The organism is Glutamicibacter sp. BS14 (assembly GCF_056934375.1).
Genome location: NZ_CM167801.1, coordinates 2,182,556 through 2,209,508, shown reverse-complemented (window position 1 = coordinate 2,209,508; position 26,953 = coordinate 2,182,556). Strand labels below are relative to the sequence as shown.

Below are 26,953 nucleotides of genomic sequence, written 5' to 3'. Positions count from 1 at the left end.
GGCTACTCACGCCCCAGATCACGGTGGCTGATATTCACCCTGACGTTCGGGAACTGCGCCAGGCGCCGGCCCAGCTCAATGGTGGTTGCTACCGAGCGGTGCTTGCCGCCGGTGCAGCCCACGGCAATAGTCGCGTAGTGCTTATTCTCGCGGCGGTAACCTTCAAAGACCGGTTCCAATGCCTTGAGGTAGTTCTCGATGAACTCGCTCGTGCCTTCCTGGCTCAGCACATAGTCCGACACTTCTTTGTCCTTGCCTGTCTGCGGGCGCAGTTCAGGTACCCAATGGGGGTTGGGGATGAAACGGACATCTGCCACGTAGTTGGCATCAGCGGGCAGGCCGTACTTGAACCCGAAGCTCATCACGTTGATGCGCAGGATGATCGGCCCGGATTCGCTGAACAGTTCGTTGACTGCACGTGCCAGGTCGTGCACCGACATGGTCGTGGAATCCAAGATGATTTCGGCAGCTTCACGCAATTGATCGGTGATCCCGCGTTCGCGCTTGATGCCGTCGACAATGCGGCCGTCATCCTGCAGCGGATGCGGCCGGCGACCCTGCTCGAAGCGGCGGATCAGCACCTCGTCGCTGGCGTCGAGGTAGACCAGGCGGAACTTCACCCCGCTGGCTGTCAGGTTCGCCAAGGCATCGCGGATTTCCGGGAACATTTCCTTGGAGCGCACGTCCATCACGACAGCCATCTTCGGGATGGAGCCCTGCGAACGGCTCATCATCTCCGTCAAGGGTCCAAGCATGGCCGGTGGAAGGTTCTCCACTACGTACCAGCCCTGGTCTTCCAGAGCATGCGCGACTGTGGTGCGACCGGCACCTGACATGCCGGTTACGATCACGAGTTCGGACTCAGGGGGTTTTACTGCTTCATACTCAGCGGTCATATCACAAGGCTAGTCGACAATTTCGCCTGTAGTCATATTCACACCGGTTAATGAAGCGTCTTCTAGGGACTCTTTGATGGAAGTCGCAAGTTTTTCACCGACTCCTGGCACGTCCATCAGCTCCTCGATGCTCGCCGCACGGATCTTCTTCATCGACCCGAAGTGCTTGCGCAGGGCAGCCTGCTTGGACTTGCCCAGCCCCGGGATCGCGTCCAAATCCGAGGCGATCATGGATTTAGCACGCTTGGCGCGGTGGAAGTTGATCGCAAAACGGTGCGCCTCGTCGCGAAGCCGCTGCACCAAATACAGGGCAGCTGAGGCACGCGGCAGGATCACCGGGAACGGATCGTCGGGCAGCCACAGTTCTTCCAAGCGCTTAGCCAGGCCGACCACTGGAATGTCATCGATTCCCAGGTCGTCCATGGCCTTCTGCGCCGCGGCCACCTGGGGCGGTCCGCCGTCAACGATCACCAGAGATGGCGGGTAGGAGAATCGCTTCTTTTCCTGCTCACCGGTTTCTTCATTCATTTCCCCGGTTGCAAAGCTCTTGGGGTCGATCTTCTCCTTCAGATAGCGGCTGAAGCGACGGTAGATCACGTCGTACATGCTGGCGGTATCATCGCGTGCTGCATCACCGGTGATGGAGAACTTTCGATATTCGCTCTTCTTGGGCAATCCATCTTCAAAGACCACCATGGAAGCAACCACGTTGGTGCCTTGGGTATGCGACGCGTCATAGCATTCGATGCGAAGCAGTGCTTGTTCGGCTCCCAGTGCATCCTGCAGTTCCTGCATCGCCAGCGAACGCGTGGTGATATCACCTGCTCGCTTCGATTTGTGCAGGCGCAGCGCTTGTTCGGCGTTCTCCACGACGGTGGATGCCAGTGCCGCCTTGTCGCCGCGTTGGGCGACGCGCAAGGAGACTTTGGAACCGCGCAGCTCAGTGAGCCAGGTCGTGACATCCTCAATGTCTTCGGGCAGAGTCGGAACCAGGATTTCCTTGGGAATCCGGTCCGCGTGATCTGCGTAGACCTGGGTGAGAAGCTGCTCGACGAATTCAGCGCCGGTGGTATCCGCAACCTTTTCGACGACCCAGCCTCGTTGCGAACGGATACGGCCGTCGCGGACATGGAATACCTGCACGGCGGCTTCCAATTCATCGCCATGAATGCCGAAGATATCAGCTTCGGTACGGTCATCAAGGACCACGGCGTTGCGTTCAAAAACTCTGTTCAGTGCCGCAATGTCATCGCGGTAGCGGGCGGCCTTCTCGTATTCGAGTTCTGCCACCGCCTCTTGCATCTTGGCTGTCAGGGCCTTGGTGAACTTAGTAGCCTCACCGCTCATGAAGGTGCATAGGTCATCAGCCAGTTGACGGTGGTCTTCTTCGCTGATGCGCCCCACGCAAGGCGCCGAGCATTTGTCTATGTACCCCAAGAGGCAAGGGCGACCCGATGCTTCGGCACGCTTGAACACGCCCGGCGCACAGCTGCGCACAGGAAAGACCCGCAACAGCGTATCGAGGGTTTCCCGGATGGCCTTGGCCGGATAGAACGGCCCGAAATACTTCACGCCCTTGCGCTTGTCCCCGCGCATGACCAGGGCGCGCGGGTACTTTTCGTTCAAGGTGACAGCAAGGTACGGGTAGGTCTTGTCATCACGGAAAACAATATTGAACCGGGGATTGTATTCCTTGATCCAGGAGTACTCCAGCTGCAGCGCTTCCAATTCGGAACCCACCACGGTCCACTCCACGCTGCCGGCGGTGAATACCATGGCCCGGGTTTTGGGCGTGAGCCGGTCAGGATTGGCGAAGTAGGAGGTCAAGCGGTTGCGCAGGACCTTGGCCTTGCCAACGTAGATGACACGGCCGTGTTCATCGCGGAAACGGTACACGCCCGGTTTCGTGGGAATGTCCGAAGTTCTCGGACGGTAACTTGCCGGATCAGCCATGGTCTATTTCGCGTCCGGTGGCAGTTGGTTGTAGGAATCGACGCGTTCCTGGCCGGAAAGCTCGGCAATCGCATCAACGATCCGGTCCGTGGCCTGGCGGCGCTGCGGCAACGGGTGCTTGCGTCCGAGCTGGTCGAAGTACAGCGGCTCGCCATAGTGGATATGGAATTTGGCAGGACGGAAACCCTTTGAACCAGCAGGCTGCAGCTTCTCCGTGCCGATCAAGCCCACCGGCACCACTGGTACACCGGTGGTCAGCGCCAGCCAGCCCACGCCGGTGCGTCCGCGGTACAACTTGCCATCGCGCGAGCGAGTGCCCTCGGGGTAGATGCCGATGCCCTTGCCGCCTTCGACGATTTCCACCAGGGAATCGAGGGCGGCAACCGAAGCTGCCTGTTCGCCACGCTGCACCGGAATGGATCCCACGGATTCGAAGAAGGTCTTCATCACCTTGCCCTTCAGTCCCGGGGTGGTGAAGTATTCCGCCTTGGCGAAGAACGCCACGTCGCGCGGGGTCAGCGCCTGAATGATCAAGGAGTCGAAGAATGACAGGTGGTTGGAGGCGACAATGAAGCCGCCTTCCTTGGGAACGTTCTCAAGCCCGGTCACTTCCGCACGGCATACACCGTGGATGACGCCCCGAATCGACGAACGGGTCATGGTGTAGATGCTCATCTACTTTGCACCTTCCTGCATGAGGTCATCGTCGAGGTTCAGCGTGTTTGCCAGCTGTGCTCCGAGCAGGAGCTCAGCAAGGTCCCGGGTTGTCGCCACAGTTGCGCCTGCCTGCTGCAGTTCATCATCGTCCTGGGCAAAGCCCCACGCGACGCCGACCGAAGCCACCGAATTCTCGCGGGCGGCATCCCAATCGTAGTAGCGGTCACCCACAACGACGCTGCTCGCCGGGTCCAGCTGCCCGTGCTCCAAAGCTTCAGCGACAATGTGCGTCTTGCTCGAACCCATGCTCCCGTGCTCATCCGCGTTGCCGTGAATCACATCGAGATGCTCATCCAGCCCCTTGCGTGCAATGAGCTGGCGCGCAATGTTGATGGGCTTGGCCGTGGTCACTGCGACGTAGATCCCGGCCGCGCGCAACGCGTCCAGGAGCGCCACAATGCCCGGGTAGATCACGGATTCTGCCATGCCCACCTCGGCATAGCGGGCGCGGTAGGCCGCGATGATGGAGTCGATGTTCTCGTCGGTGACGCCGTCAAGCGTACGCAGCCCGATTTGGAGGGGCGGGCCTACCAGCGCTTCAACTCGTGCTTCGCCCGGATCGGCCAAACCATGGGAGGTGACCGCGTGGCGGATACCCGAAGTTATGGCACCGGCAGGGTCCACGAGGGTCCCATCCAGATCGAAGAGCACACTTGTTACCGACATATTCACCTAGCCATCTTCCCATGAAGCGGACGCGGGTTAGCAATCCATAACTGAAATCGCATATGTCGAACATTCTCCGCCAGGCATTACAGGATCTCGGAGAGGAACTTCCCGGTGTGCGATTCGCTCACCTTGGCCACCTTTTCCGGGGTGCCAGCAGCCAGGATCGTGCCGCCGCCTGAGCCGCCTTCCGGGCCGAGGTCGATGACCCAGTCAGCCGACTTGATGACATCCAGGTTGTGCTCGATGGTCAACACGGTGTTGCCCTTGTCGACCAATCCCTGCAGCACCTTGAGCAGCTTGCGGATATCTTCGAAGTGCAGACCGGTGGTCGGCTCGTCCAGGACGTAGATGGAGCGGCCATTGGAACGCTTCTGCAGTTCCGCAGCCAGCTTCACGCGCTGGGCCTCGCCGCCGGAGAGGGTGGTTGCCGGCTGACCCAGGCGCACGTAGCCCAAACCCACGTCCACCAGCGTGCGCAGGTGGCGGGCGATCGGGGTGAAGGCACTGAAGAACTCGGCGCCTTCGGCAATCGGCATATCCAGCACATCGGCAATGTTCTTGCCCTTGTACAGCACCTGCAGGGTTTCGCGGTTGTAGCGGGCGCCCTGGCAGACCTCGCAGGGCACGTAGACGTCCGGCAGGAAGTTCATCTCGATCTTCAGCGTGCCGTCACCCGAGCAGGATTCGCAGCGTCCGCCCTTGACGTTGAAGGAGAAACGGCCCGGCTGGTAGCCGCGCAGCTTCGCCTCATTGGTCTCCGCAAACAGCTTGCGGATGTGGTCGAACACGCCGGTATAGGTCGCAGGGTTCGAACGCGGGGTCCGGCCGATCGGCGACTGGTCAACGTGGACCACCTTGTCCAGGTGTTCCAGGCCCTGCACGCGGGTGTGGCGGCCGGGCACCTGCTTGGCGCCGTTGAGCTTGTTGGCCAGCACCTTGTACAGGATGTCGTTGACCAGGGTGGACTTGCCCGAGCCGGACACGCCGGTCACCGCGGTCAGCACGCCCAGCGGGAACTCCACCGACACGTTCTGCAGGTTGTTCTCGTTGGCACCGACCACCTTGAGCTTGCGCTCCTTGTCGATCTTGCGGCGCTTGGACGGGATGTCGATCTGCTTGCGGCCCGAAAGGTAGTCTCCGGTCAGCGACTTGGTGTTCTGCTTCAGGCCCTCCAGGGATCCGGAGTGCACCACTTCGCCGCCGTGCTCACCGGCGCCCGGGCCGATGTCCACGATCCAGTCGGCTTCGGCAATGGTGTCTTCGTCGTGCTCCACCACGATCAGGGTGTTGCCCAGCGATCGCAGGTGCAGCAGGGTGTCGATCAGGCGGCGGTTATCGCGCTGGTGCAGGCCGATGGACGGCTCGTCCAGAACGTAGAGCACGCCCACCAGGCCCGAACCGATCTGGGTAGCCAGGCGAATGCGCTGCGCCTCGCCGCCGGACAAGGTGCCAGCAGCGCGTTCCAGGGTCAGGTACTCCAGTCCGACGTCCAGCAAGAACTTCATGCGCGCGTCGATTTCCTTGAGCACCTGCGCGGCGATCTGCGCCTCTCGCGCGGTGAGCACGATCGTGGAGAGGAATTCCGCGACGCTGCGCAGGTCCATGGCGGCAACTTCAGCGATGGAACGCCCGCCCACCAATACCGAGAGCGACGCCGGGTTCAGGCGCGCGCCGCCGCAGGTAGGGCACGGAATCTGGCGCATGTACTGCTCGTAGCGGTCGCGGGCGTGATCCGATTCGGTTTCCTGGTGCTTGCGGTGCACGTAGGAGATGACGCCCTCGAAGCCGGTGGAGTACTTGCGCTCGCGGCCGAAGCGGTTCTTGTACTGCACGACCACCTTGTGGTCCTTGCCGTTCAGGATCGCTTCGCGGGCAGCAGCCGGCAGGTCCTGCCATTGGGTGTCCATGGTGAAGCCCAACTCATGGCCCAGGCCTTCGATCAAGCGGTTCCAGTATTCGGTGGTGGCCTTGCCCAGCGACCATGGGGCGATCGCGCCCTCGGCCAAGGTGACCTCGCCGTCCGGAACGATCAGGTGCTCATCGACTTCCAGCTTGGTGCCGATGCCGGAACAGGCCGAGCAGGCACCGAACGGGTTATTGAAGGAGAAAGTACGCGGCTCGATCTCATCGATGGCCAGCGGATGCTCATTGGGGCAGGCCAGGTTCTCGGAGAACGCGCGCACGCGCTGGGGATCATCCTCGTCCAGGTCCACGAAGTCGGCGAGCACGCGGCCTTCGGCGATGCCCAGGGCCGTTTCGATGGAGTCGGTCAAGCGCTGGCGGGCATCTTCCTTGATGGCCAGGCGGTCGACGACCACCTCAATGGTGTGCTTGACCTGCTTGGCCAGCTTCGGCGGATCGTTCAGCTGGATGGTGGTGCCGTCAACGCGGGCACGGGCGAAGCCCTTGGAAGAGAGCTCCGCGAACAGGTCGACGAATTCACCCTTGCGCGAGCGCACTACCGGGGCGAGGATCTGGAAGCGGGTTTTCTCCGGTAGCTCCATCAGCTGGTCGACGATCTGCTGCGGAGTCTGCTTGGAGATCGGTTCGTGGCAGATCGGGCAATGCGGACGGCCCACGCGTGCCCACAACAGACGCATGTAGTCGTACACTTCGGTAATCGTGCCCACGGTGGAACGCGGGTTGCGGCTGGTCGACTTCTGGTCGATGGACACCGCTGGCGACAGTCCCTCGATGAAATCCACATCGGGCTTGTCCACCTGGCCGAGGAACATGCGGGCGTAGGCAGAGAGCGATTCGACGTAGCGGCGCTGGCCTTCGGCAAAGATGGTGTCGAAGGCCAAGGAGGACTTGCCCGAACCGGAAAGGCCGGTAAAGACAATCATTGCGTCACGCGGGAGATCAATGTCCACGTTTTTCAGGTTGTGCTCGCGTGCACCCTTGACGACCAGGCGAGTCAGATCAGTTCTTTTACTCTGCGATGAAATAGCCACGAGGCCATACTAATCGAAAACTACTTCGAATACGTGTACGAATGGACGCAACTCACAGTTAATTCTCCAAAGCCCCGATCCGGCGCACGGCGAGCGCTATGCGTGCTCGTTCATTCGTCCGAAAAGGCGACCGGTGAACGGGCCACGCTGAGAACAAGGGCGGGACCTCGTCCTCCCATTCGAGGTTGCGGTTGCCCTTGGAACTCCGCGCTCACGGGATGGACTTGGCCGGCTTCCGCGTTCCCCGCTGGTGTGCTGCCTCAACGCCGGCTTATGCCGAACCTCCGGGAAGCCTGCTGTTCCGGACTGGAACCGATGGGCTTTATGGTCGAATACGCTGGCTGCCGGATCACCTAACCGGTCGAGATCCACCGACCTCTGCCAGCCTGCCGCACTTAACGTTGGAGTTCGCCCAACCGGCAGCCTCCATCTGCTAAATCCGCATTAGCAACATCATGACGTAGCGCCAGATCGTTCCGTTTCACGCCCCCTCACCGGTCAATACACCGGACGGGGCATACGGAACGTCCGGCTTTCCTGTGAATCCATGAAACTTCTGCAATTCAAGCCAGCACGTGGTGTGTTCCTGTACGCGACCAGCTTACGAGACAGGTCGGGAATTCCTACCTGCTTATCCTCGAACGGGATAGGTTGTGAGCATGAGTGCAGAAAAAATCAAGGCGACTCTCGTTGATCCTCGATACGTCAGTCAGGAAAATCCAGATCCCATGTATCGGGTAGATTTCTGGGACGAAGACCGTGCCTGCTCCGAGTACCGCATAGAAAACGCAGAGAGCATCGTCGATGTCCTCTCATGGGCAGAAGCAAACCGCCACGGCCGCTATGCCGTGATCTGGGTTGAATACATCTTTGAAGGCGGAATAGGCATGGCTCGGCTTCACGGGTGGGAACCAACCGAGGCGGGCTCGCCTTCTGCCAGTGACCCTTATTTCCGTCAGTAATCAGGCACGGACTGCCGAGTACGGAGAACAAAACGCGCTACATGCCATTAGGATGGCCGCTAAGCATTCCTCTGCTGGGAGCGCGCGTAACGTTATTTAGCGCTGCGATCCGAACGCCAATTGTTAATGACCCTCGCAGGTTTAGCCGGAATTGGGATTGTTTCCGAGTAAACGTACAAGAGATGCTTTTCGCGGAGCACCGAGCTGTTTCTCGGGCTTGGAACCTATTTCTGCGAACAGTCCGAAGGGCCGCCCATTCGCGTGCTCCTCCACCCAACGGAGTGCCTCTGATCTGTCCTGCACTTCAACCAGTACAAAAGCATCTAAGTTCCAGCCATACTCAGGAGGAGGTTGTTCCCAAAAATTGACTCGATAGCAGGGCGAATCATCCGAGTCGCGTGGTTCTGCGTGAACTGTTTCAATGGCTCGCATGGGACCAATGTACAAGCATGCACCAGGACGCTACTGGCAAATCCTGTCGCTCAAGTTACTTTCGACTATCAGTGTCGGAAACAGCGCACCAGCTGAGGTTCCCCTTACGGGCGCTCCGCTAGAGGACCTGTTTACGGCGAAACGTGAGTAAATCAGCACGGGGCTAAGCTAGAAGAACCTACGCTGTAAATCCGCTCGGCCGAAAGTATCATTGCAAACGACTGCCTGTCTTATGGGAACTGGGCTGCTCATCCTCTCGAACAAACCAGCGGCCACCACTCATCTAAGTCACGAGGAAACTAACATGCAAACTATCGAAGCTTCACAACGCTGGGCGAGGACATGGGCCAAGGCATGGCCGCTTAAGGACGCAGACGCAATTGTCGAACTGCAGGCTGAGGACGGTTACCACTGGGCCTCGATGTTTAGGCCATTGCACGGGCCTAGCGCCCTGCGCGCTTATCTGGAGGAATGCTTCGCGGAGGAAACCAAACCGGCAGAGACATGGTTCAGTGAACCACTTGTGGATGGAAGTTCAGCCTCCGTCGAGTACTGGGTCGTCATGTTTATCCAGGACAAACCAATGACGGTTTCGGGGTGCACAGTACTTTCATTCGACGATTCCGGCTTAGTAACAACAGCACGAGACTACTCACACGTCAAAGACGGGTACCACCTGCGACCAGGCTCTCCACTCAGCATCTGAGACCCCGTTCGACGACCTGCCATCGAGGGTGACCCGTTCGGCCCACCCTGCCCCGGTAGCCGTTCCCTATATGCATTAAAAGACGGGTGCTGACCGGATATTACCATTTCCCAGCCATTGGTGGACGACTCGTCAAATAGGGGAATGAAGATGCTACCGTCCGCATTGGGGTGCAACATCTGGTGCCGGCCGGCCAGGCCATGCGCCACCAGGACCAAGACACCGGACAGCATCCCCAACCCGACCAATTAGGAGCAATACTGTGAAAATCGGAGTCATCGGCGCCGGCGGCGTCGGCGCATACTTCGCCGCCGCACTGGCCAAAAGCGGATCCGAAGTACACCTGCTAGCCACCGAACGACACATCGCACCCATCACCGACCACGGGATCACCGTCACCACAGGGGACGGGAGTCCCGGCTTCACTACCCCACTGGCCAGTGTCAGCACCACGGCAGAATCCATCGGCCCGTGCGACGCGGTCATCCTGGCCTGCAAAGCCGGACAAGTCTCCGCAGCCATGAGCGGGGCACACGCCTTGATCGGGCCGAACACCGCTGTCCTGCCGCTGCAAAACGGCGTCACGGCCACCGAACGCATCACCGAAGCGGTCGGCCCGGGCCACGCACTAGGCGGGGTCGCCATGATCATCTCCTACCTCCAGCAACCCGGCACCGTCCATCACGTTGGCGGGCAACCGGCCATCACCCTGGGCGAACTCGACGGAACAACCACGCCCCGTACCACGCAACTAGCCAAGGCCCTGGACGCAGCAGGAGTCGCAACAAAAGTCTCGGCCGACATCATCACCGACATGTGGCGAAAATTCATGCTCATCACCTCCTACGGCGGGGTCGGCGCACTATGCCGCGAACCGGTTGGCCGTACCCGCACCAACCCGCAAACCCGCGCCCTGGTCGAAGACGCCATGCGAGAGGTTGCAACGCTCGCCGGCCATGCCGGGGCGAAGCTGGGCGAAACGGACGTGGCCCGGATGATGGCACAATTCGATGCCTTCGGCCCGGACAGCACCGCCTCCATGCAACGCGATTTGGCCGCAGGACGTTCCTCGGAACTCGAGGAGCAAAACGGCACCGTCGTCCGGCTGGCGCAGCATCACGGAGTCCCGGTCCCCATCCACCACACCATCTACCGTGCCATGATTCTGCTCGACGGAACCGCCTTACACCCCACAGCCTAACGGCCCTCGCCTACTGGGGGCGGCACTGTGGTTTCGCCAGCATTGCCCCGGTCAGGGTTCCCGTTGCGGATGTGAAAGCCCTGTCTTTGCCTTGGTGGAAAATAACCTCATGTCATTGGTTCATTTCCTGAGACCACGGGGCTTAGTATTGGGAACATGAACCTTAACTGCATGTCTTGGTGGTGGCTGTCCTAACAGCCGGTTCAATCATGTCCGCGGGCTGTACAACAGCCCGCGAAGACTTTCTCTCCGCTATCCGCAGTGTTGTGCAGCCTCCCACGCTCAGATAGAGGAATCACCATGAATTCATTTGCAACAACACGACTGCGCTCCACCGAATTAACTCAATCCATCGCCGATGCACCCCAGAACTACCGGGTCCTCACGGGGGAACGACCAACCGGACCACTACATTTAGGGCACTTCTTCGGCAGTATTGTGGAGCGTTTGAGACTCTAACGGTCCGGGGTCGAATCCTTCGTGATCCTGGCCGACTACCAGGTGATCACGGACCGCGATCTAATGCCCCGCGTGCGTGAGTTCGTGCACGGGGCCGTCTTGGACTACCTCGCTGCGGGCATGGACCCGGAGCAGACCACGATTTTCACCCACTCGTCGGTGCCAGCTCTTAACCAATTGATGCTGCCGTTTCTCAGCCTCGTCACCGAGGCTGAACTGCATCGCAACCCCACGGTGAAGGCGGAACTGGCAGCCTCGGGACGCGCCCTCAGTGGGCTGTTGCTCACCTACCCGGTGCATTAGGCAGCGGACATCCTTTTCTGCAAGGGGAACCTAGTCCCCGTGGGAAAGGACAACCTGCCGCATATCGAGATGACCCGGCTGATTGCCCGTCGTTTCAACGAACGTTACGACACGGTTTTCCCGGAACCTGAGGCGCTGATTACCTCAACCCCAGAGGTGTTGGGCCTTGACGGGCGCAAGATGTCCAAGAGCTACGGGAACGCCATTGCGTTGGGCATGTCACCGGATGAGACGGCCCAGGTCATCCGGCGCACCACCACCGATGCGGAACGCAGGATCACCTTCGACCCCCAGTCGCGCCCCGGGGTCTCTGCGCTCCTTTCCACTGCTGCACTGTGCCTGGGCGAGGCCCCAGAGGAGATTGCGGAAAGGATCGGGGATTCAGGAAGTGGTGCGCTGAAGCAGCTAACAACTGAGGCCGTCAACGACTTCCTTGCAGGCTACCGGGAGCGCCGGTCAGAATTAGCCAAGGACCCCGGATACATCAGCGAGATCCGTAAACGGGGCAACGAACGAGCCAACCTTGAGGCAAACCAAACCCTTGATGAAGTGCGTATAGCCATGGGCACAAACTACTAGCACCCATCAGGCACGCGTAGCTGTTTAGCTCGCCACTGCTGGGGTGGTTCATTTCTAGTTCGCGGCGCAGAAGTGAGCCACCCTGGCAACAGGGGTCGTGTCAGTGCGTGGCGGCGAACCATCCCGGTGAGGGTTCCCCTTGCGGGCGCACTGTCTCGTTGTAGAAGGCAACGAACACCCAATGCAGTCACACCGGTGAACGACCGGCTTGCGGGACGGCCAGAGATGCACGCGGGATGCCACCCCGTCGAGCGTGTGAGACCCAGCGACATCTCGGCTCCTAGCCTCGTAGGTTTTGTTGCCCTGCGCCATGGCAATGCGAGTCGTTATCCAGGCGTTCCTTGTTGCGAGTGGAACTTTTTATCCTCACACGTAGGCCAGCCTGAACGACTCCACAGGATCGAGCCAAAAGATTTTCCCTGGACCCAGGGAAGAAATAAGATGCTCGAACTCAGTCACCCACCATATGTCCCCACTGGAAAAATTGTCCGATAATTCAGACACTTCTCTTCCTTGAGGGTCTATCAAACGGAGCTCAAAGGAACCCGGTAACTGCGTCTTTTCGTCGGAATAGAAGTAAATGAGAACTCGCGTTTGCGCCCAAGTGTCGGATAGAGCAATCCCATAGAATTCTCGTCTCCCAGCTTCGAGACTTTGCGTTGTTGGGCCCCACCCTTGGTCTGGAATACCCGCGTCTCGAACTTGTTTGACTATTCGAAGATGCTTCCGGAGTGTCCTTGACTTATACATAACGGCCACTTTACGTGGGACAGTATTCCCGTAAATGGTTAGACATGTTTCCCGGATATGGAAGAGAAATCATCAAGGTCCCTTGAATCCGACACATAGTGAATGTCGAGCACACGTTGGTTGTACCGACATTTTGGTTGCACTTTCACGAGCACACGTGTCGTTACTAGCCACACGGGCATTTCAACTGAATACTAATCTGAACATAAAAGCCTAATATTCAGGTCAGCCGAAAGAAGGATCACCTTGCTAACCGCAGCCGTCATCACCTTGCTCCTGGCCTTGTTATTTCTCGGAATATTCGAATGGGAACGTCGAGACCGCAAACGAACCGGTTCACAGGAAAGCAAGTTCTTTAGAAACTGGGTTCTCTTCGCCTTCTGGGTTTGCTCCTTCTTCTTTGCCGTTTTTGCACTAGGAACCATACAACAATGGATCAAATAAAGCCGTGGCTTGCACTTCGTGGGTGGCAACGAAAACGTGGCACTATCAAGGACCCCTTAACAGCTCTCCACCTGTCCCGTTGAGCGTTCGGTGACTAGAACGCATGCTTGATTTGACCTGATTGTTCCTCTCCGCAGTGCTGAGCGTCCTCGATAGACACCGGTGAAAAGATCTGGAAGAGTCGCGGCATGGAAAACACCTGGCTGCTCGTTGTTCTAGTTCTCGTTAATCTCTTCGCGAGCATAAGCATCATTGGCGCGTTGAATCGGATCAGGAATGCGAGCGAAAAAGCCCTTGTGCTCCTTGAAGAACAACACGCGCGGCAAGGTGCAGGGAAAACATCCCAGTAACGATCCCTGTTACGGGAGCTCCTCTAACAGACCGGCAAACGGGACCGGCAATTCCCAAGCCAGACACCCCACTTACAGGACGCCTCCATACGCCGCATGCGCAACAGGTTGTCTGCTTCCCAGGAGATGCGCCCTTCAAGGACTGTCTGCGATTGCCTATCCGGAGATTGCGTCGGCCTCTGCAACGGCGGATAGGGCCGTATCGGCCACGCTCAACATCACGCTGCTGTCCCGACGATTAAAGAGGTGCGTAGTGATCGTCCAACCGTTGGCATTCCAAATGCAGGGAGGCGTCTCTTCGCCGTCCCACGGGTGCTCTGGTTTTCCGAAGAGTTCGGTGAGCTGGATCCGTAGTTCATGGAATCCGCTTTGAGCACCTGGATCACCGGATTCTTGAGTGCTGTAAAGGTGGAGGGTTAAGCCTAGAAACTGGCCGTTGTACGTGTCCCATGAACCGAGGGGTTGCCCACCGAGGTCGACATCCAGCTCGGTTATCTGGTGGGGCGATTCATCATTCACCAACTCGGACCGGTCCCCAGATGTGAATCCAAGGCGTGCAAAGAGATTTTCGCGTTCTTCGTCGCATCCTGGCCGAGGCTCGTCGACCAATTTTCTGACGAGTTCCACAACAGTGCCAGGAGCGGGAATCAGTTCCAATGAAGGGTCAGTCTGAGACATATTGTGAGCTTACCTCGCAGGTATCGAAACATCACCGTTAGAGGTTTCCCATGCGGACGTTCCGCTAGTGAACAGGCCGACGGTAGGGTTCCTTTGATAGGCAACCATGCCTTCTCAACCCGTCAAATATTGGACAAACTCCGGTCGATCAATGATTTATCGGTGGTAGATTCGAATCATGATCCATTCATAAGGTTTCCCCTCAACTAGTTCAGAAAACCAACGAATGGATTTGTCATGCCCTCTGATGTTCTACAAGCTGACCTTCAGCACTCACATTTCAATCCCACTGATTTTTCAAACGCAGGTATCTGCAATGCGGAATCATCATCCTTAACAGCGCTAGCTGATGCGTATTTTGCAGCATACCCACCTGGCATTGCGGCGGGAACTCTTGCAGAAGCGCAAGCAGAAATGGGAGGAACATTTGCCCACGAGTTTGGGCAGCTCGTCGAGAATGCTTGTTTTGTCGCGTTGCACCAAGATACGCCGATTGGGGCGATTTTTGTTGTCGAAGTATCGATCTGGGATGAAGACTTAGCCGGCCCGTTCATCATCGACCTTTTCGTTGATCCCCAGCACCAGGGGCATGGACTGGGCCGTATCTTGATTACCGCTGCCATGGCTGCATGTAAGAAGAATGGTGCTAACACTTTAAGTCTGCGGATTGGCGAGGGAACGTCTGGTTCTGCGCTGGCTCTATATAAACGGCTTGGGTTCCGCGAATTGCCCTAAGAGAATAGCGGCGGTGTCATGCCTTGCGAAAGCGAGGCCTGGCACCGTCAACGTGCCTCACCCATATTGATTTTCTCACTCTCCCCTAAGCGTTCCTCTTGCGGGCGCTCGTTTAAAGGACAGCCATATGGGACGGTGTGGATGTGCCCCGGATAGCTTTGTGGTCAATGTGCCTATGTGCTCACGAGGTGCAGAATTGGGAACGCTCGGCCCTCACCGTCGGTTTCGGACCGACCTATCTGCGTGAATCCCTTTGCGGCGTAGAAGTTTCGTCCCGATGGATTCTGTTCATTGACGTCGACTCGTACGGATTCACGGCCGGTGACGACCGAATTAAGCAGGGCGCTCCCAATCCCACGACCCTGTGCGAAAGCATCAACAAACAGCATCTCAACAATGTCGTTCTCGATCGCGATGAACCCCATCGGTTGCCCAACTTCTTCGGCTACGCGCAAATCGGACATCTGAGGCAAATATTTTGCTACGTCCGGTTCAATGGAGTCGATATCCGCTGGCGTCAAGAACTCGTGTGTAGCCTCGACTGAGCGGCGCCAAATCGCAAGTAGAGAAGGATAGTCGGTATCAACGGCTGTGCGGATAGAAACCATGGCCTCATTCTAGTACGCGACGGAATCCCGGATCAGTTCAAGTGCCAGCAACGCGTCGCCCGCAAGGTAATCCTGAGCATACTCGGATGGAAATGAGCACCTGGCACAGAGTTTCACGTTTGGACGGCACAGACCGGAGGACAATAGGCAGTACTGCTGACCACCCCGGATAATGTTCCCAGTCGCCAATGCGTTAACTGAACTGCTTGAGTTTCCACTCCGGTCCGTGATTGCTCGGTATGCAGATAAAAGCGCGTCGAAAGACGGAGCTTTTATGAGCTAATAGCGGTTTCGTGCTCAGGACAAAAGTCGCAACGTCATCGATCGTTTCTTCCGTAAATTCCATGACTTCGTCCAAGCCTGCGGGAATCGTTCGAAATCCTATATACCGCCCATCGTAGACGAGTTCCGGTGCTTCACCGCCCAGTACCAGTGTGAAGACACTAAGCCTGGGACCTTGAAGATCTATGTGAATATGGTGCTTACAAACGTAGACTTGAGAGCTAATTTCCTTCGGCAAATTTATTATGACCTTCCCAACCTGATCCTTCAGCTGGGCGAGGTAGTCCAGCACCTTTTGGTCATCTTTCATGAGCCAAAAACTAGCATCATTCGTTTGTGATCCGTTCATGCATCTAAGCCATCCACAATCAGTCCGCGCTCGTGCCCCGCAGCGAGTTCCCCTGGCCGTACCCACCTAGACCAGTTCGAAATATCAAACCGGACGACCACTGCCCGGCCAATACTGATGATCCGAAGCTCATGAATCCTACTTATCTTCTGGCCACTCTCGCCTTTCGAGTGCCGAAACATCCAGACTCCGTCGTAACAGCAATCGATGGAGGAAACGCATGCCAACGCAAAGAGTCCTGCCACTCGCGGATACGGCACCGATCAACAAGTTCTCCGTTGCAGCCCTGACCCTCGTGACCTTTGCCGTGTTGAGCCTGTGGTTCCTTGGCAATTCAGGTCTGGCCATCTTGGCAGTGGGCGCAGGCCACGTCGCGCTAAGCCAGATCGCCCTGCGCGGCGGACGCGGCCGCTGGCTGGCAATCGTTGCGCTCGTGGTTGGATACGCCATTGCCGCCTTGGCGCTCTTCTCGATGTTAACTGCCATCCCGGCAGTGATTCAGCAATACACCGCATAACGCCATCATTTCACGAGCCAGGTTTCCTGATCCTGTGCTGAGGCCTGCCCACCGGTGTCGCCTCATTTCCATGAAGTGGACTACCCCAACGTGTTCCACGGCATTGGGCATGCTTCGCATCGAGCAGATGATCCAGAACATTCTCGCCCACGCGCATGGCATTCCTTTCAATTCAGCATTCCTGGGTTCTAGAGCTCCCACTCGCTTGGGCGACTTAGGGGGTCTGGACCGAGAAGCGGAGCGCACATACTCACAATGCCGAGCGATGCCAGAAGGCGTCCGCGTAGGCGCGGACCGTGCAGGCAGGATCGGCCCGGCGCAGCGCGTTGGCCTAGTTTCCCAGGCTCCAGTCGGCAATCTCCGCAGCTATCGCCAACGGCCACTTTTTGCGGGCCAGCTCCAGCAGGTCCCCGCCGAACGGCCCACAGGTTTGGATTGCGGCGGGTTCGCGGATAGTCCCCGCTCGATGGTGGGTCCGTGCTAGTCAGGTATCGTCTGTTGGAGTTAGGTGCCCCCCAGGTTCCGAGTCCTGCTCCCTTGCCAGCTAATCGCCGTAGGGTTGGTGCCGGAATGAATGCCCCTATCCCGTCTCGCGTTCATCAGGCTCCACCTGCCGCTGGATCCCGGAATCAGTTCCAGAGCCGCCCGGAGCTACCTTGGCAAGGAGCTGAACGCCGCGCGAAGGTACTTTACCGCGGTTGATTCGTCGACCGACCAAAGTTGGGCGATGCGGGCCAGGTCGGCGGCCGCGTCGCTGACTTCCTGCTCAGCACGATTCTCCGCAGCTTGGACCACGGTTCCATGACGGCCGCGGGTGACAACGGCACCCTGCAGCTCAAGTTCCTTGTAGACCTTGGCGACGGTATTCACCGCAAGGTTGAGGGTACTGGAGAATGCGCGAACCGACGGCAACTTGGTGCCCGGAGCAAGTTTGCCCTCGGCGATCGCAGCGAGGATCTGCTCGCGGATCTGCTGATACGGTGCCACGCCCGAGTTCGGTTCGATCTTGATGAATTCCAGTTCGGTCATCCTGCGCTCCATCCTTTGGACTTCGATTGGTATTTACCCGAGCCTATCGCGTTAGCCGGGATCTGCACCGTAGTCTGGTTGCATGAACGAACTATTACTGAACGATGTGACCGTCCGTTGGGTATCTGTATCCGACATGGCAAACAACGTGTACCTGGTGACTAATCGGAAGACCGGCGAGCAGCTGCTGGTGGATGCGGCGGATGACATGCAGGCCATCGAGCGGCTCATCCAGGCAGCCAGTGAAGACGCCAGCGATCCGCGCATTATCGGCATCGCCACGACGCATCAGCACTGGGACCACGTGCGCGCGCTGGCCGACGCCGTGGAGAAGTACCCGGTGCCAACCTACGCCGGTGCAGACGACGTGGCCGGCATCGCTGAAGAATCCGGGGTCAAGATCGACCATGCGCTGAATCACGGCGACCAGCTGAAGCTGGGCGATGTGACCATCGAGGCGATCCACTTGCGCGGGCATACGCCAGGTTCGATCGGCTATGCGCTGGTAGATTCCTCCGGGCAGCCAGTCGTCCTCAGCGGCGACAGCTTGTTCCCCGGAGGCGTGGGCAACACCTGGAAGGATCCGCAGCGGTTCCTATCGCTGCTCACAGACGTCTCCGAACGCATCTTCGGCCGGTTCCCCGACGAAACCAAGGTTCTGCCGGGGCATGGCGATTCGACGACGCTGGGGGCGGAACGCCCGAATTTGGAGCTGTGGCGCGAACGCGGGTGGTAGCCCCTGGCTGCGTTGCCAGCGGCTGACGTGCCGCTGGCACCAGCCTCCTCTGGCAGAGGCTCTTCTTACTTCTGGTGCCTGCAGCCGGATCAGATCCGTATAATCTCCACTGTGAATTCTCCCTCCCCCGCACGAATCGCCATCACCCCTTCACGGCCAGCCATCTTCATTGCGGTCCTCGCGTTGATGGCGATGGCCGCCTATCCGGTGCGTGATGCCTTGTATCTGGGGATTTCAGGAACAGTTGCGCAGTCAGCGCAGCTCTCCGCGGCAGCTGTGTTCTTTTCCGAGACCTTGCTCATGCTGCTGATGGCCGGAGCCTGCACGCTCGCAGTCCACTGCTGGTTCCGTGACCGCGTTGCGTTCTGGCGCCTGGTTCCAGGCGCCATTGGCGCGGTAGCGGCCTATGGCCTGAGCGAACTGGCCAAGATTCTGGTTACCGAAGAACGCCCCTGCCGCGCCCTGGATGCCGTCACCGCGGTGGCCTGCCCGGAGGCAGGCGACTGGTCCTGGCCGTCCAACCATTCGGTCGTCGCCGCGGGCATTGCCGCAGCCTGCACGCTGGCCCTTCCGAAGCTGGCCATGTACGCGATACCTGCCGTCTTGCTCATTGCCCTCTCCCGCGTGGGCGTAGGCGCCCACTTCGTCCACGACGTCTTCTCCGGGGCGGCGCTGGGCACCCTGGTCGTCCTGGTCTGCGTCCATGTGCTGCCGCGACTGGTGCAAAGGCACACCCCGGGAACCGTCCGCTGAAGCAGCGCGCCCCCACGGCTATCCCGTTGCCGGTCCTGGAGCGAGTCAGCCGAGTTTGTGCCCGATCATGAAAATCCTGCGGAACGGGAAGTTCGTCAGGACGGTACCGTCCTGCGAAGCAAATGACGGGTAGTGCGTGGAGACTTCGGCCCGGTAGTCGTTTTCGAACTCCCGATAGTCTTCGTCGCTGAGCGTGTGGCGAATGGGCAGCAGCGCCGTCCCGCGAACCCAGTTCAGGATCGGGTCCTCCCCCGCGAGCAGCTGATGGTAGGTGGTTTCCCAGACATTAGCCTGGAACCCCGCCTCCAGGAAGATCCGCTGGTATTCATCTGGCTCGCCCACCACGTCGTCGTGGCGCAGCACCCCTGCCAGCTTGCCTGACCACTTCGGGCTGTCGGCAATTGCGCGCATCACCGCATGCGACGGAGAGCCGAAGTTGCCCGGGACCTGGATGGCCACGTTCGCACCGGGCTTCAGCTTGTTCAGCCATCGATCAAGCAGCTCGCGGTGCCCCGGAAGCCATTGCAGCATTGCGTTGGAGAATAGCAGGTCCGTGTCGGCATCAGGGTTCCACGCCGTGGCGTCGGCGAGCGCGAAATCAAGGTTGCTTTCGTGCTCGTTCTCGGTGGCTTTGGAGATCATCTCCTTCGAGGAATCAAGGCCCGTGACCTGCGCTTGCGGCCAGCGCTGGGCCAGCAGCCGGGTCATGTTTCCCGGGCCGCACCCCAGGTCGATGATCTTCGACGCATCAACCGCGACCAGCTGCCCCAGCAAATCCTTGTATGGTCGGCCACGGTAATCGGAGAATTCAGTGTATTTCGTCGGATCCCATTTCATATTCCTGAGCCTAAACCCGAGGCGCACGCAACATCCAGCCCCCAGTCACAGTTCTCAACCGATAGGCTAGAGCATCTCTTCTTGACCTTAAATACGAGCAAAAAAATCGAATTACTATCTAGGGCATTCAAGATTCAATAAACTATTGAATCAAATTTAGAGCGTAAACGTTCTAAAGATTCAGATGTATCATCGTTGGATTCCGCAATCAACCTGACCATATTATACCGATGCATCCACGCCACCTTAACCTTTTCATAAAGGTCATGGACGCCCTCAGCGGAAGACTCATCGATTATTGATTTTTTAAGTCGCTCCAATACATAAAGCGCAAATTGAAGGTAGGCATTCCAAGTCACAAAACTGGAAGATAAGTCCCTGTCGCGCTCCGCTGCAGTCAGAAATGCACTCTCGGCTCGTTCGAAGTATACGTGGACGTCAACATCAGCCCGTGCGGCCTTTTCCATGAGGACAGTCCCAAGAGTCGTGTACCTATAAGTATCCGGCAAGAATTCTTTAGCACGCATTGCAAATGACTCAGCTTTGGCCAAAAGTCCCACGTCGACATTTGAAGCCCTCCGGGCTTGAATCGCACGTTGTTCCCAGTAGTGCCCACTCCACTGACCAAAAACGTCGATGAGCCCCGAATACCACTCGTCCAGATCATCGCTATGAAAATAGTTGTCCAAATTCTTATGCTGCATCATTGACCCAACAAGCATCGTCGTTGCATTACGCTCACGATAGCTCGACTGATTAAGCCTGGGCCCGACTCGTCGAATTCCTCGACTTATCGCGGCCAGCGCATTCGGCGTTCCTAATCGTGCCAATACATGGTCCAATGCCATCCAACGATGACGAGTGCGAAGCTGAAGGCCGTCCGTGGTTAACAACGACCCCAAATGCTCATCGTTCTCAACGAGCGCTATCAGGTCATCCGTATCCATACTCACCATGCGGGCGGCATCCACGATAATCAGTTTTCTATCCACATAGGAGGCGTAGGATGCAATCAGTACAATCTCAAGTGTTGCATTAGAAACAATGCCGGTTAGCAGCTCACCTACTCGACGACCAAACCCTGGCGCATTCTCAACCCTCGACATGGCGTCGAATAACTCTTTCCCACGGAAATGCTTATTCTGCGTCGCAGGGGTTTGTCCTTCTAAAATGCCAAGCCGACCATAGCTATCGAGCTTTTTGATGATCTGCGTGGAATCGCTGCCACTCAGCCTACTCCGAATTGCGTGTACACGGTTATAGGCAAGGTAGGCGGGTTCAACACGACCTAGGATACTGGCCACTCGTTTCGTATCCTCAACTGCTATACAGACAATTTTCAAATCAGCGGCCCGCGCGCGAGTTATCAGCTCGTTTACGTCATCGACTATATCCGCTATCCCATCAAACATTAAGGCTACTTCTCTACCATTTCCGGCATAGGAAATAATTGCCTCAATATCAATTCTTTCTTCGCTGCGAAAGTAAAAAACTCGCCATGCGGTCTTGTGCAAATAGTAGGCGATCTGCAATAAGCCGGTCGATCTTCCTGAAAGACGTCTTCCAGAATACGCGATTACGGACGCTGTCCTCAACCTAGTGCCTAGATCACCGCATTTACTTTTAGCGTCAGTAACCCACTCCAGTTCAGCGGGAAGCTCTTGAAGAACATCAGACCACGACGGTTCATCACCACCATAGAAATCATGATCTTTCTGCTTCCCCATCTTTTTGTAACTATTGAGTTCAATGAATTGTTGGCCAACTCTTAGACCAACTTCGAATTCGTTGTCTACTGGTCTTTCCAAATCCAGTTTTGTAAGTTCACTCCACTGCATCACAAAGTCTTCAGCCGTCATCTCAATTGGAATTAGCCCCCAGCGCTCCAAATCATCGCGCATCCCTTCAGAAATCGTACGGGACACGTAGAAGCTTGGCGCGTCATTGGCCGGGTTTCGTCTAGCAATAACCGCTTCGATATCGGGCTCATCCCTCAACCTCGCACCGAGAATTACGAAAGGAGAATTTCCATAAGAATCACGGAAGTTAAGTGGCCACGCGGCCCTAACGACGGCCGAACCTGCATATTCGGACAATGAAAAAACAAGCTCACGAGTTTTTTCGTTGTCAACCAAACCATGAAGATGAATAACGTCGAGATTTTTCGATCTACTATATTCGTCGTCCCAGTTCAACACACGGAGAGTACGTGAACTCGGACCTGCCGCGTCTTTATACGCGGACTCAAAAGAATCATCAATATTTAGCGTCCATACTGAATTCCAGGGGAATCGAGCATAGTATTCCATCCAATACGGCGGAGTAACATTCCAGAATTTACTTTTCAACCACGAATAAACCTTTTCAATACCCGCCTTTTGCACGGCGCGGTCATACACACGCCACAGAAAATCACCTTCTTCCAAAAATACGTCGAACGCTGAAGAGATCTCGTGGCTCAGTTCGACACTGCCCGGTAATTTAGCACCTCTTTCCGAAATAGAGTCACGGCTGGCGCCCGCCCCGAGCAATAGATGATACTCACCATTTAACGCAGCTCTCCGGATAGCCTGCAATCTCGAATCATCAAATTCTGGCAACATTTCCACCTCGTGCTCATAAAAGTTCCGTTCAAGACAAACTTCTATCTTTAAAGTGAGAAAGTCTACTACTTTCTTAAAGTTCTCAAATATTTATTTTTGATTCAACCGTTTCTGTAAGTCCAACGAGGGGGAACAGAAGCACCGTACACACGTTCCAGCCCCCAGTCACAGTTCTCAACCGATAGGCTAGGAACATCATGTTGCTCACCGATTATCTGCCAGCAGACGCCAAGAACGTATCCGACGACGAAATCTACGAGGCTTTCGGCCAATGGGTCGCGACCCGTGGCATCAACCTCTATCCCGCACAGGACGAAGCGTCGATGGCGCTGGCCGGCGGCAACAACGTCATCCTGGCCACCCCCACCGGCTCGGGCAAGTCCATGGTTGCCATCGCAGCCCACTTCTACGCCATGGCCCGAGACCAGATCAGCTTCTACACCGCGCCGATCAAGGCGCTGGTCTCCGAGAAGTTCTTCGACCTGTGCAAGATCTTCGGCGCAGAGAACGTCGGCATGGTCACCGGTGATTCCTCGGTGAACGCCGACGCCCCGATCATCTGCTGCACCGCTGAGATCCTGGCGAACATCGCCCTGCGCGAAGGCTCCAAGGCGGACGTGGGCTGCGTAATCATGGACGAGTTCCACTTCTACGCCGATCCGCAGCGCGGCTGGGCCTGGCAGGTGCCGCTGATCGAACTGCCGCAGGCGCAGTTCCTGCTGATGAGCGCCACCCTGGGCGATGTCACCCGCTTCGAGCAGGAACTCGAAGAGCGCACCGGCACCCCGACGGTGACCGTCGCGCACACCGAGCGCCCAATCCCGCTGCACTTCTACTACTCCATGGAGCCGGTGCAGGAGGCCGTGGAGGAACTGATCAAGACCAAGCAGGTGCCGATCTATATCGTGCACTTCTCCCAGCTCGATGCCATCGACCGCGCCACCGGGCTGATGAGCGTGAATGTGGCCACGCGCGAGGAGAAGGAAAAGATCTCCGAGATGATCGGCGGATTCCGCTTTGCCGCCGGGTTCGGCAAGACGCTGAACCGCCTGGTGCGCCACGGCATCGGCATCCACCACGCCGGCATGCTGCCCAAGTACCGCCGCCTGGTCGAGCAGCTGGCGCAGGCCGGCCTGCTCAAGGTCATCTGCGGCACCGACACCCTGGGGGTGGGCATCAATGTGCCGATCCGCACCGTGGTGATCACCGCGCTGTCCAAGTTCGACGGCACCCGTACGCGCATCGTGAACGCCCGCGAATTCCACCAGATTGCCGGGCGCGCGGGCCGCGCAGGTTTCGATACCGCAGGCACCGTGCTGGTGCAGGCTCCGGAGCATGCGATCGAGAACCACAAGGCCATGGAAAAGGCGCTGAAGAAGCACGGCGAGGGCTCTTCCAAGCTCAAGCAGATCCCGAAGAAGAAGCCGCCGCAGAACTTCGTGACCTGGGGCGAGAAGACCTTCGAGAAGATCGTCGAGGCCGCCCCCGAGACGCTGAAGTCCTCATTCCAGGTCTCGCACTCGATGCTGCTGAACCTGCTGGAGCGCGAGGACAATTCGTTCGAGGCCGCCCAGCGCCTGCTCAGCGAAAACCACGAGACCCCGGCGTCCCAGCGCAAGCTGAAGCTGCGCGCCCTGGGAATCCTGCGCGAACTGATCGCCACCGAGGTGGTCGTGCGCCGCAATGAGCCAGACGAATACGGCAACTACTATGAGCTGACCGTGCACCTGCAGCAGAACTTCGCGCTGAACCAGCCGCTCTCGCCCTTCGCGCTGGCCGCCCTGGACCTGCTGGATCCGGATTCGGCCAGCTATGCGCTGGATGTCGTTTCGGTGATCGAGGCGACCTTGGAAAAGCCGCGCCAGGTGCTCTCCGGCCAGGAGAAGAAGGCCCGCGGCGAGGCCATCGCCGCGATGAAGGCCGAAGGCATGGACTACAACGACCGCATGAACGCACTGGATGAAATCACCTATGCGATGCCGCTGGCCGAGAAGCTGGAAAGCGCCTTCGAGCAGTACCGCTCCGGCGCGCCGTGGCTCTCGGACTTCGAACTGGCGCCGAAGTCGATCGTGCGCGACATGTACGAACGCGCCATGGGCTTCTCCGATTTCGTCCAGTACTACCAGCTGGCCCGCTCCGAGGGCGTGCTGCTGCGCTACCTCACCGATGCCTACAAGGCCCTGCGACAGACCGTTCCCCAGGACGCGCTGCGCGAGGACCTCGAAGACCTGATCGAATGGCTCGGCGAGATGATCCGCCAGATCGACTCCTCGCTGCTGGACGAATGGGAAGAGCTCTCCCGCGGCGAGCTGAGCGAGGCAACCGAAACCGCACCGCCTCCGGCACCGGAAAAGCTGACCAGCAATGTGCGCGCCTTCCGCGTAATGGTCCGCAACGAGATGTTCCGACGCGTGAAGCTGTTCGCCGACGAGCAGGACAAGGCCCTAGGCGAGCTCGACGGGCATAGCGGCTTCGACGCGGACACCTGGGCCGATGCCATGGACGACTACTTCGACGAGCACGAGGACATCGACGACGGTCCCGCCGGACGCGGCTCGAAGCTGTTCATCATCAAGGACATGCCCCAGCGCACCTGGGAGGTGCGCCAGATCTTCGCCGACCCATCCGAGCACCACGACTGGGGCATCACCGCCACCATCTCGCTGGATGACTCGGACGAGGCCGGCGAACCTGTGGTCAAGGTGACTTCGGTGGGCCGCCTGGACTCCTGATGCCCGCCATCAGCTACGCCATCTTGCGGCGCGCCGACGAAGTCCTGCTTCAACTGAGGTCGGGAACCGGCTACATGGACGGGTTCTGGAGCACGGCGGCCGCCGGGCACGTTGAGCCCGGCGAGGCTGCCGTTGCCGCCGCCGTTCGCGAAGCCCGTGAGGAACTGGGCATCCGGATCGCGGCAGACCAGCTCCAGCCGCTGTGCACGGTGCACCGCTACCTGCAAGCGGGCAGCGGCGCCCAATCCCCTGTGGATTTCTTCTTCCTGGCGCGCCAGTGGGACGGTACTCCGCGCCTCATGGAACCGGAGAAAGCCTGCGAGCTTCGCTGGTTCCCGCTCGATGCCCTGCCGCAGAACCTCGTTGCGCAGGAACAGCTGGTACTTTCCCGGTTGGATTCCGGCTTGCCGCCAATTATCTGCATGGGATCCGGCACGGCGCTGGACCAGCCCCGGCATCTGGGCTAGTCCCGCACTCGATGCCCGAGGCATCTTCCCGGAGTCCGGTGGCAATGCCGCGGACAGTGCCGTAGGGTATGGCCATGAACGGGTACAAGCTTCGCCTGCTCGGGGCAGGCCTCCTGCTGCTGGTCCTGGTCGGGCTGCTCAGCGGCTGGTCCGAGCTCTTTGCTTCCGGCGCGTGGCTGGCGACCTTGGTCCAGCTCGGTTCGCTGGTCCTGGGCCTGGCCCTGGTCTACCGCGGGGAAAATGCCACGCCGGCCCGGTTCAGCTAGCCCCTGCAATAGCCAGCTAGGCCAGCCGCGCCTTGAGCCACCCAACGGTGGCGGCCGCCTGCTTCGCGTGATAGCTGCGCAGCGTGGGCAGCCCCGGAACCTCGGGCCTGCGCGCCGCGTCCACATAGTAGGCGGCCAGTCCAGCTAAGACCGCGCTGACCGCGTCCGCGCCCACCGATTCGAAGATCGGGTGGGAGGCGGCAATGGCATCTGCATCCAGCGCCGGGTCGAAGATCCGCGCTTCAACCAGCACCGTCAACGCGTCATACCATGCGGCGCCCCGCGAAGCCCACGGCCAATCCACCAGCAGCACTTCTCCGCCGTCGCCCAGCAGGATGTTGTCCGAGCGCAGATCCGAATGCACCAGCTGGTCTCCGGCCAGCGCCCCGATACCGTCCATGGCCAGCCCATGGAGTTCTTCCAGGTTCTGCGCCACCCAGGGATCAGCTGGAAGCCAGCCGTCCTGCATGATCCGCGCAAAACCGTCTACGTCCTCGCGCAGTTCCTCTTCCAGCGTCGGCAGCAGCTCGATCAGGGAATCGGGGGCCTGATGAGCCAGCTGCGCCAGCGTGTCCAGTACCCGTTCCAGCTGTCCGGCCGGCCAGGGAAGCTGCGGGCTGGCCCCTGGGCCTTCAGCGAAGACCAAGGCCTCCCAGCCTTGCCAGCTGATGCGCCCCAGGAACTGCGGAACCGGCAAGGCCGCCGGGAGCTTGGCCGCTATTGCCGCTTCGCGGGCGTGCAATGCCGTGGCCGGGGCGCTGAGGCCCGGATGCACTGCCTTGGCGAAGACCCGCTGGCCATCGGCGGTGAGCAGCCGATCGGCGCTGCCCGGGGAAAACCCCGAGGCTTGGCTTAGCGCCCGGATCACCCGGGATCCAAGGTGCGATTCGATCCGCGCGCGCAGTTCGCCGGGAAGCTGATCCCAGGTGATGCGCCGGGTGAATTGAAACTGCATGGTTCGGATCATGCCAGATCACCGGCTGCCA

23 protein-coding genes and 1 pseudogene are annotated in these 26,953 nt (G+C 58.7%); 12 read left to right on the top strand and 12 right to left on the bottom strand.

Annotated features, from left to right (window positions below):
• Positions 1 to 2: 2 nt before the first annotated feature.
• The 5 genes from rapZ to uvrA all read right to left on the bottom strand — a co-directional run bounded on the left by rapZ (position 3) and on the right by uvrA (position 7,189).
• The gene (rapZ, locus tag AC1Z36_RS10475) at positions 3 to 896 is read right to left on the bottom strand and encodes an RNase adapter RapZ (protein WP_105656669.1); all 894 of its coding nucleotides are present in this window, start codon (positions 894 to 896) and stop codon (positions 3 to 5) included.
• Between the two features lie 9 nt (positions 897 to 905).
• Positions 906 to 2,849: an excinuclease ABC subunit UvrC gene (uvrC, locus tag AC1Z36_RS10470; RefSeq protein WP_332486786.1), complete on the bottom strand. Its 1,944-nt coding sequence runs from the start codon at positions 2,847 to 2,849 to the stop codon at positions 906 to 908.
• 3 nt (positions 2,850 to 2,852) lie between these two features.
• A complete protein-coding gene (locus AC1Z36_RS10465; RefSeq protein ID WP_105656671.1) occupies positions 2,853 to 3,524 on the bottom strand; it encodes a lysophospholipid acyltransferase family protein in 672 nt (223 codons plus the stop codon).
• Positions 3,525 to 4,232, bottom strand: coding sequence for an HAD hydrolase-like protein (locus AC1Z36_RS10460; RefSeq protein ID WP_483561245.1), 708 nt, complete (start codon positions 4,230 to 4,232; stop codon positions 3,525 to 3,527).
• A gap of 86 nt (positions 4,233 to 4,318) precedes the next feature.
• Entirely contained in the window at positions 4,319 to 7,189 is a 2,871-nt protein-coding gene (gene uvrA, locus AC1Z36_RS10455) for an excinuclease ABC subunit UvrA (protein ID WP_483561244.1), read from the bottom strand.
• Positions 7,190 to 7,848: 659 nt separating this feature from the next.
• Here uvrA and AC1Z36_RS10450 point away from each other — a divergent pair.
• From AC1Z36_RS10450 to AC1Z36_RS10430, 5 genes and pseudogenes are all read left to right on the top strand, one after another.
• Positions 7,849 to 8,151, top strand: coding sequence for a hypothetical protein (locus AC1Z36_RS10450; protein WP_402696060.1), 303 nt, complete (start codon positions 7,849 to 7,851; stop codon positions 8,149 to 8,151).
• Positions 8,152 to 8,815: 664 nt separating this feature from the next.
• On the top strand, positions 8,816 to 9,289 hold the full coding sequence (locus AC1Z36_RS10445; protein ID WP_402696320.1) for a nuclear transport factor 2 family protein: 474 nt from the start codon (positions 8,816 to 8,818) through the stop codon (positions 9,287 to 9,289).
• Positions 9,290 to 9,551: 262 nt separating this feature from the next.
• The gene (locus tag AC1Z36_RS10440) at positions 9,552 to 10,490 is read left to right on the top strand and encodes a ketopantoate reductase family protein (protein ID WP_402696058.1); all 939 of its coding nucleotides are present in this window, start codon (positions 9,552 to 9,554) and stop codon (positions 10,488 to 10,490) included.
• A gap of 300 nt (positions 10,491 to 10,790) precedes the next feature.
• Positions 10,791 to 11,831 (top strand): annotated as a pseudogene (gene trpS / locus AC1Z36_RS10435) (tryptophan--tRNA ligase).
• A gap of 1,382 nt (positions 11,832 to 13,213) precedes the next feature.
• The gene (locus AC1Z36_RS10430; RefSeq protein ID WP_402696056.1) at positions 13,214 to 13,375 is read left to right on the top strand and encodes a hypothetical protein; all 162 of its coding nucleotides are present in this window, start codon (positions 13,214 to 13,216) and stop codon (positions 13,373 to 13,375) included.
• A 156-nt stretch (positions 13,376 to 13,531) separates the two neighbouring features.
• Here the strand turns inward: AC1Z36_RS10430 and AC1Z36_RS10425 are convergent, their stop codons facing one another.
• Positions 13,532 to 14,053, bottom strand: a complete 522-nt coding sequence (locus tag AC1Z36_RS10425) for a hypothetical protein (protein WP_402696054.1) — start codon at positions 14,051 to 14,053, stop codon at positions 13,532 to 13,534.
• Between the two features lie 237 nt (positions 14,054 to 14,290).
• Here AC1Z36_RS10425 and AC1Z36_RS10420 point away from each other — a divergent pair, with 237 nt between their 5' ends.
• Entirely contained in the window at positions 14,291 to 14,788 is a 498-nt protein-coding gene (locus AC1Z36_RS10420) for a GNAT family N-acetyltransferase (protein WP_448940143.1), read from the top strand.
• A 173-nt stretch (positions 14,789 to 14,961) separates the two neighbouring features.
• On the opposite strand, the gene AC1Z36_RS10415 is transcribed toward AC1Z36_RS10420, so the two are convergent.
• A complete protein-coding gene (locus AC1Z36_RS10415; RefSeq protein ID WP_402696050.1) occupies positions 14,962 to 15,396 on the bottom strand; it encodes a GNAT family N-acetyltransferase in 435 nt (144 codons plus the stop codon).
• A gap of 193 nt (positions 15,397 to 15,589) precedes the next feature.
• Entirely contained in the window at positions 15,590 to 15,988 is a 399-nt protein-coding gene (locus AC1Z36_RS10410) for a hypothetical protein (protein ID WP_402696048.1), read from the bottom strand.
• Between the two features lie 259 nt (positions 15,989 to 16,247).
• Here AC1Z36_RS10410 and AC1Z36_RS10405 point away from each other — a divergent pair, with 259 nt between their 5' ends.
• Positions 16,248 to 16,544 carry a hypothetical protein gene (locus AC1Z36_RS10405; protein WP_402696046.1) on the top strand — a complete coding sequence of 99 codons (297 nt, stop codon included), beginning with the start codon at positions 16,248 to 16,250 and terminating at the stop codon, positions 16,542 to 16,544.
• A 651-nt stretch (positions 16,545 to 17,195) separates the two neighbouring features.
• Here AC1Z36_RS10405 and AC1Z36_RS10400 read toward each other — a convergent pair.
• Positions 17,196 to 17,573, bottom strand: coding sequence for a GntR family transcriptional regulator (locus AC1Z36_RS10400; protein WP_402696044.1), 378 nt, complete (start codon positions 17,571 to 17,573; stop codon positions 17,196 to 17,198).
• 82 nt (positions 17,574 to 17,655) lie between these two features.
• Here AC1Z36_RS10400 and AC1Z36_RS10395 point away from each other — a divergent pair, with 82 nt between their 5' ends.
• Both AC1Z36_RS10395 and AC1Z36_RS10390 read left to right on the top strand, forming a co-directional pair.
• Positions 17,656 to 18,309: an MBL fold metallo-hydrolase gene (locus AC1Z36_RS10395; protein ID WP_402696043.1), complete on the top strand. Its 654-nt coding sequence runs from the start codon at positions 17,656 to 17,658 to the stop codon at positions 18,307 to 18,309.
• A gap of 111 nt (positions 18,310 to 18,420) precedes the next feature.
• Entirely contained in the window at positions 18,421 to 19,062 is a 642-nt protein-coding gene (locus tag AC1Z36_RS10390) for a phosphatase PAP2 family protein (protein WP_402696041.1), read from the top strand.
• 45 nt (positions 19,063 to 19,107) lie between these two features.
• Here AC1Z36_RS10390 and AC1Z36_RS10385 read toward each other — a convergent pair whose 3' ends face one another.
• Both AC1Z36_RS10385 and AC1Z36_RS10380 read right to left on the bottom strand, forming a co-directional pair.
• Complete coding sequence (locus AC1Z36_RS10385; RefSeq protein WP_448940140.1) at positions 19,108 to 19,899, bottom strand: trans-aconitate 2-methyltransferase; 792 nt, start codon at positions 19,897 to 19,899, stop codon at positions 19,108 to 19,110.
• A 134-nt stretch (positions 19,900 to 20,033) separates the two neighbouring features.
• Positions 20,034 to 22,502, bottom strand: a complete 2,469-nt coding sequence (locus AC1Z36_RS10380) for a P-loop NTPase (protein ID WP_448940422.1) — start codon at positions 22,500 to 22,502, stop codon at positions 20,034 to 20,036.
• Positions 22,503 to 22,699: 197 nt separating this feature from the next.
• On the opposite strand from AC1Z36_RS10380, the gene AC1Z36_RS10375 reads away from it, so the two are divergent.
• From AC1Z36_RS10375 to AC1Z36_RS10365, 3 genes are all read left to right on the top strand, one after another.
• The gene (locus AC1Z36_RS10375; RefSeq protein ID WP_105656681.1) at positions 22,700 to 25,234 is read left to right on the top strand and encodes a DEAD/DEAH box helicase; all 2,535 of its coding nucleotides are present in this window, start codon (positions 22,700 to 22,702) and stop codon (positions 25,232 to 25,234) included.
• On the top strand, positions 25,234 to 25,701 hold the full coding sequence (locus AC1Z36_RS10370) for an NUDIX domain-containing protein (RefSeq protein ID WP_332486769.1): 468 nt from the start codon (positions 25,234 to 25,236) through the stop codon (positions 25,699 to 25,701). The genes AC1Z36_RS10375 and AC1Z36_RS10370 overlap by 1 nt, the downstream gene beginning before the upstream one ends.
• Before the next feature lie 74 nt (positions 25,702 to 25,775).
• Positions 25,776 to 25,967, top strand: coding sequence for a hypothetical protein (locus AC1Z36_RS10365; protein ID WP_332498565.1), 192 nt, complete (start codon positions 25,776 to 25,778; stop codon positions 25,965 to 25,967).
• 16 nt (positions 25,968 to 25,983) lie between these two features.
• Here the strand turns inward: AC1Z36_RS10365 and AC1Z36_RS10360 are convergent, their stop codons facing one another.
• A complete protein-coding gene (locus AC1Z36_RS10360) occupies positions 25,984 to 26,922 on the bottom strand; it encodes a phosphotransferase (RefSeq protein WP_448938432.1) in 939 nt (312 codons plus the stop codon).
• Positions 26,923 to 26,953 lie beyond the last annotated feature (31 nt).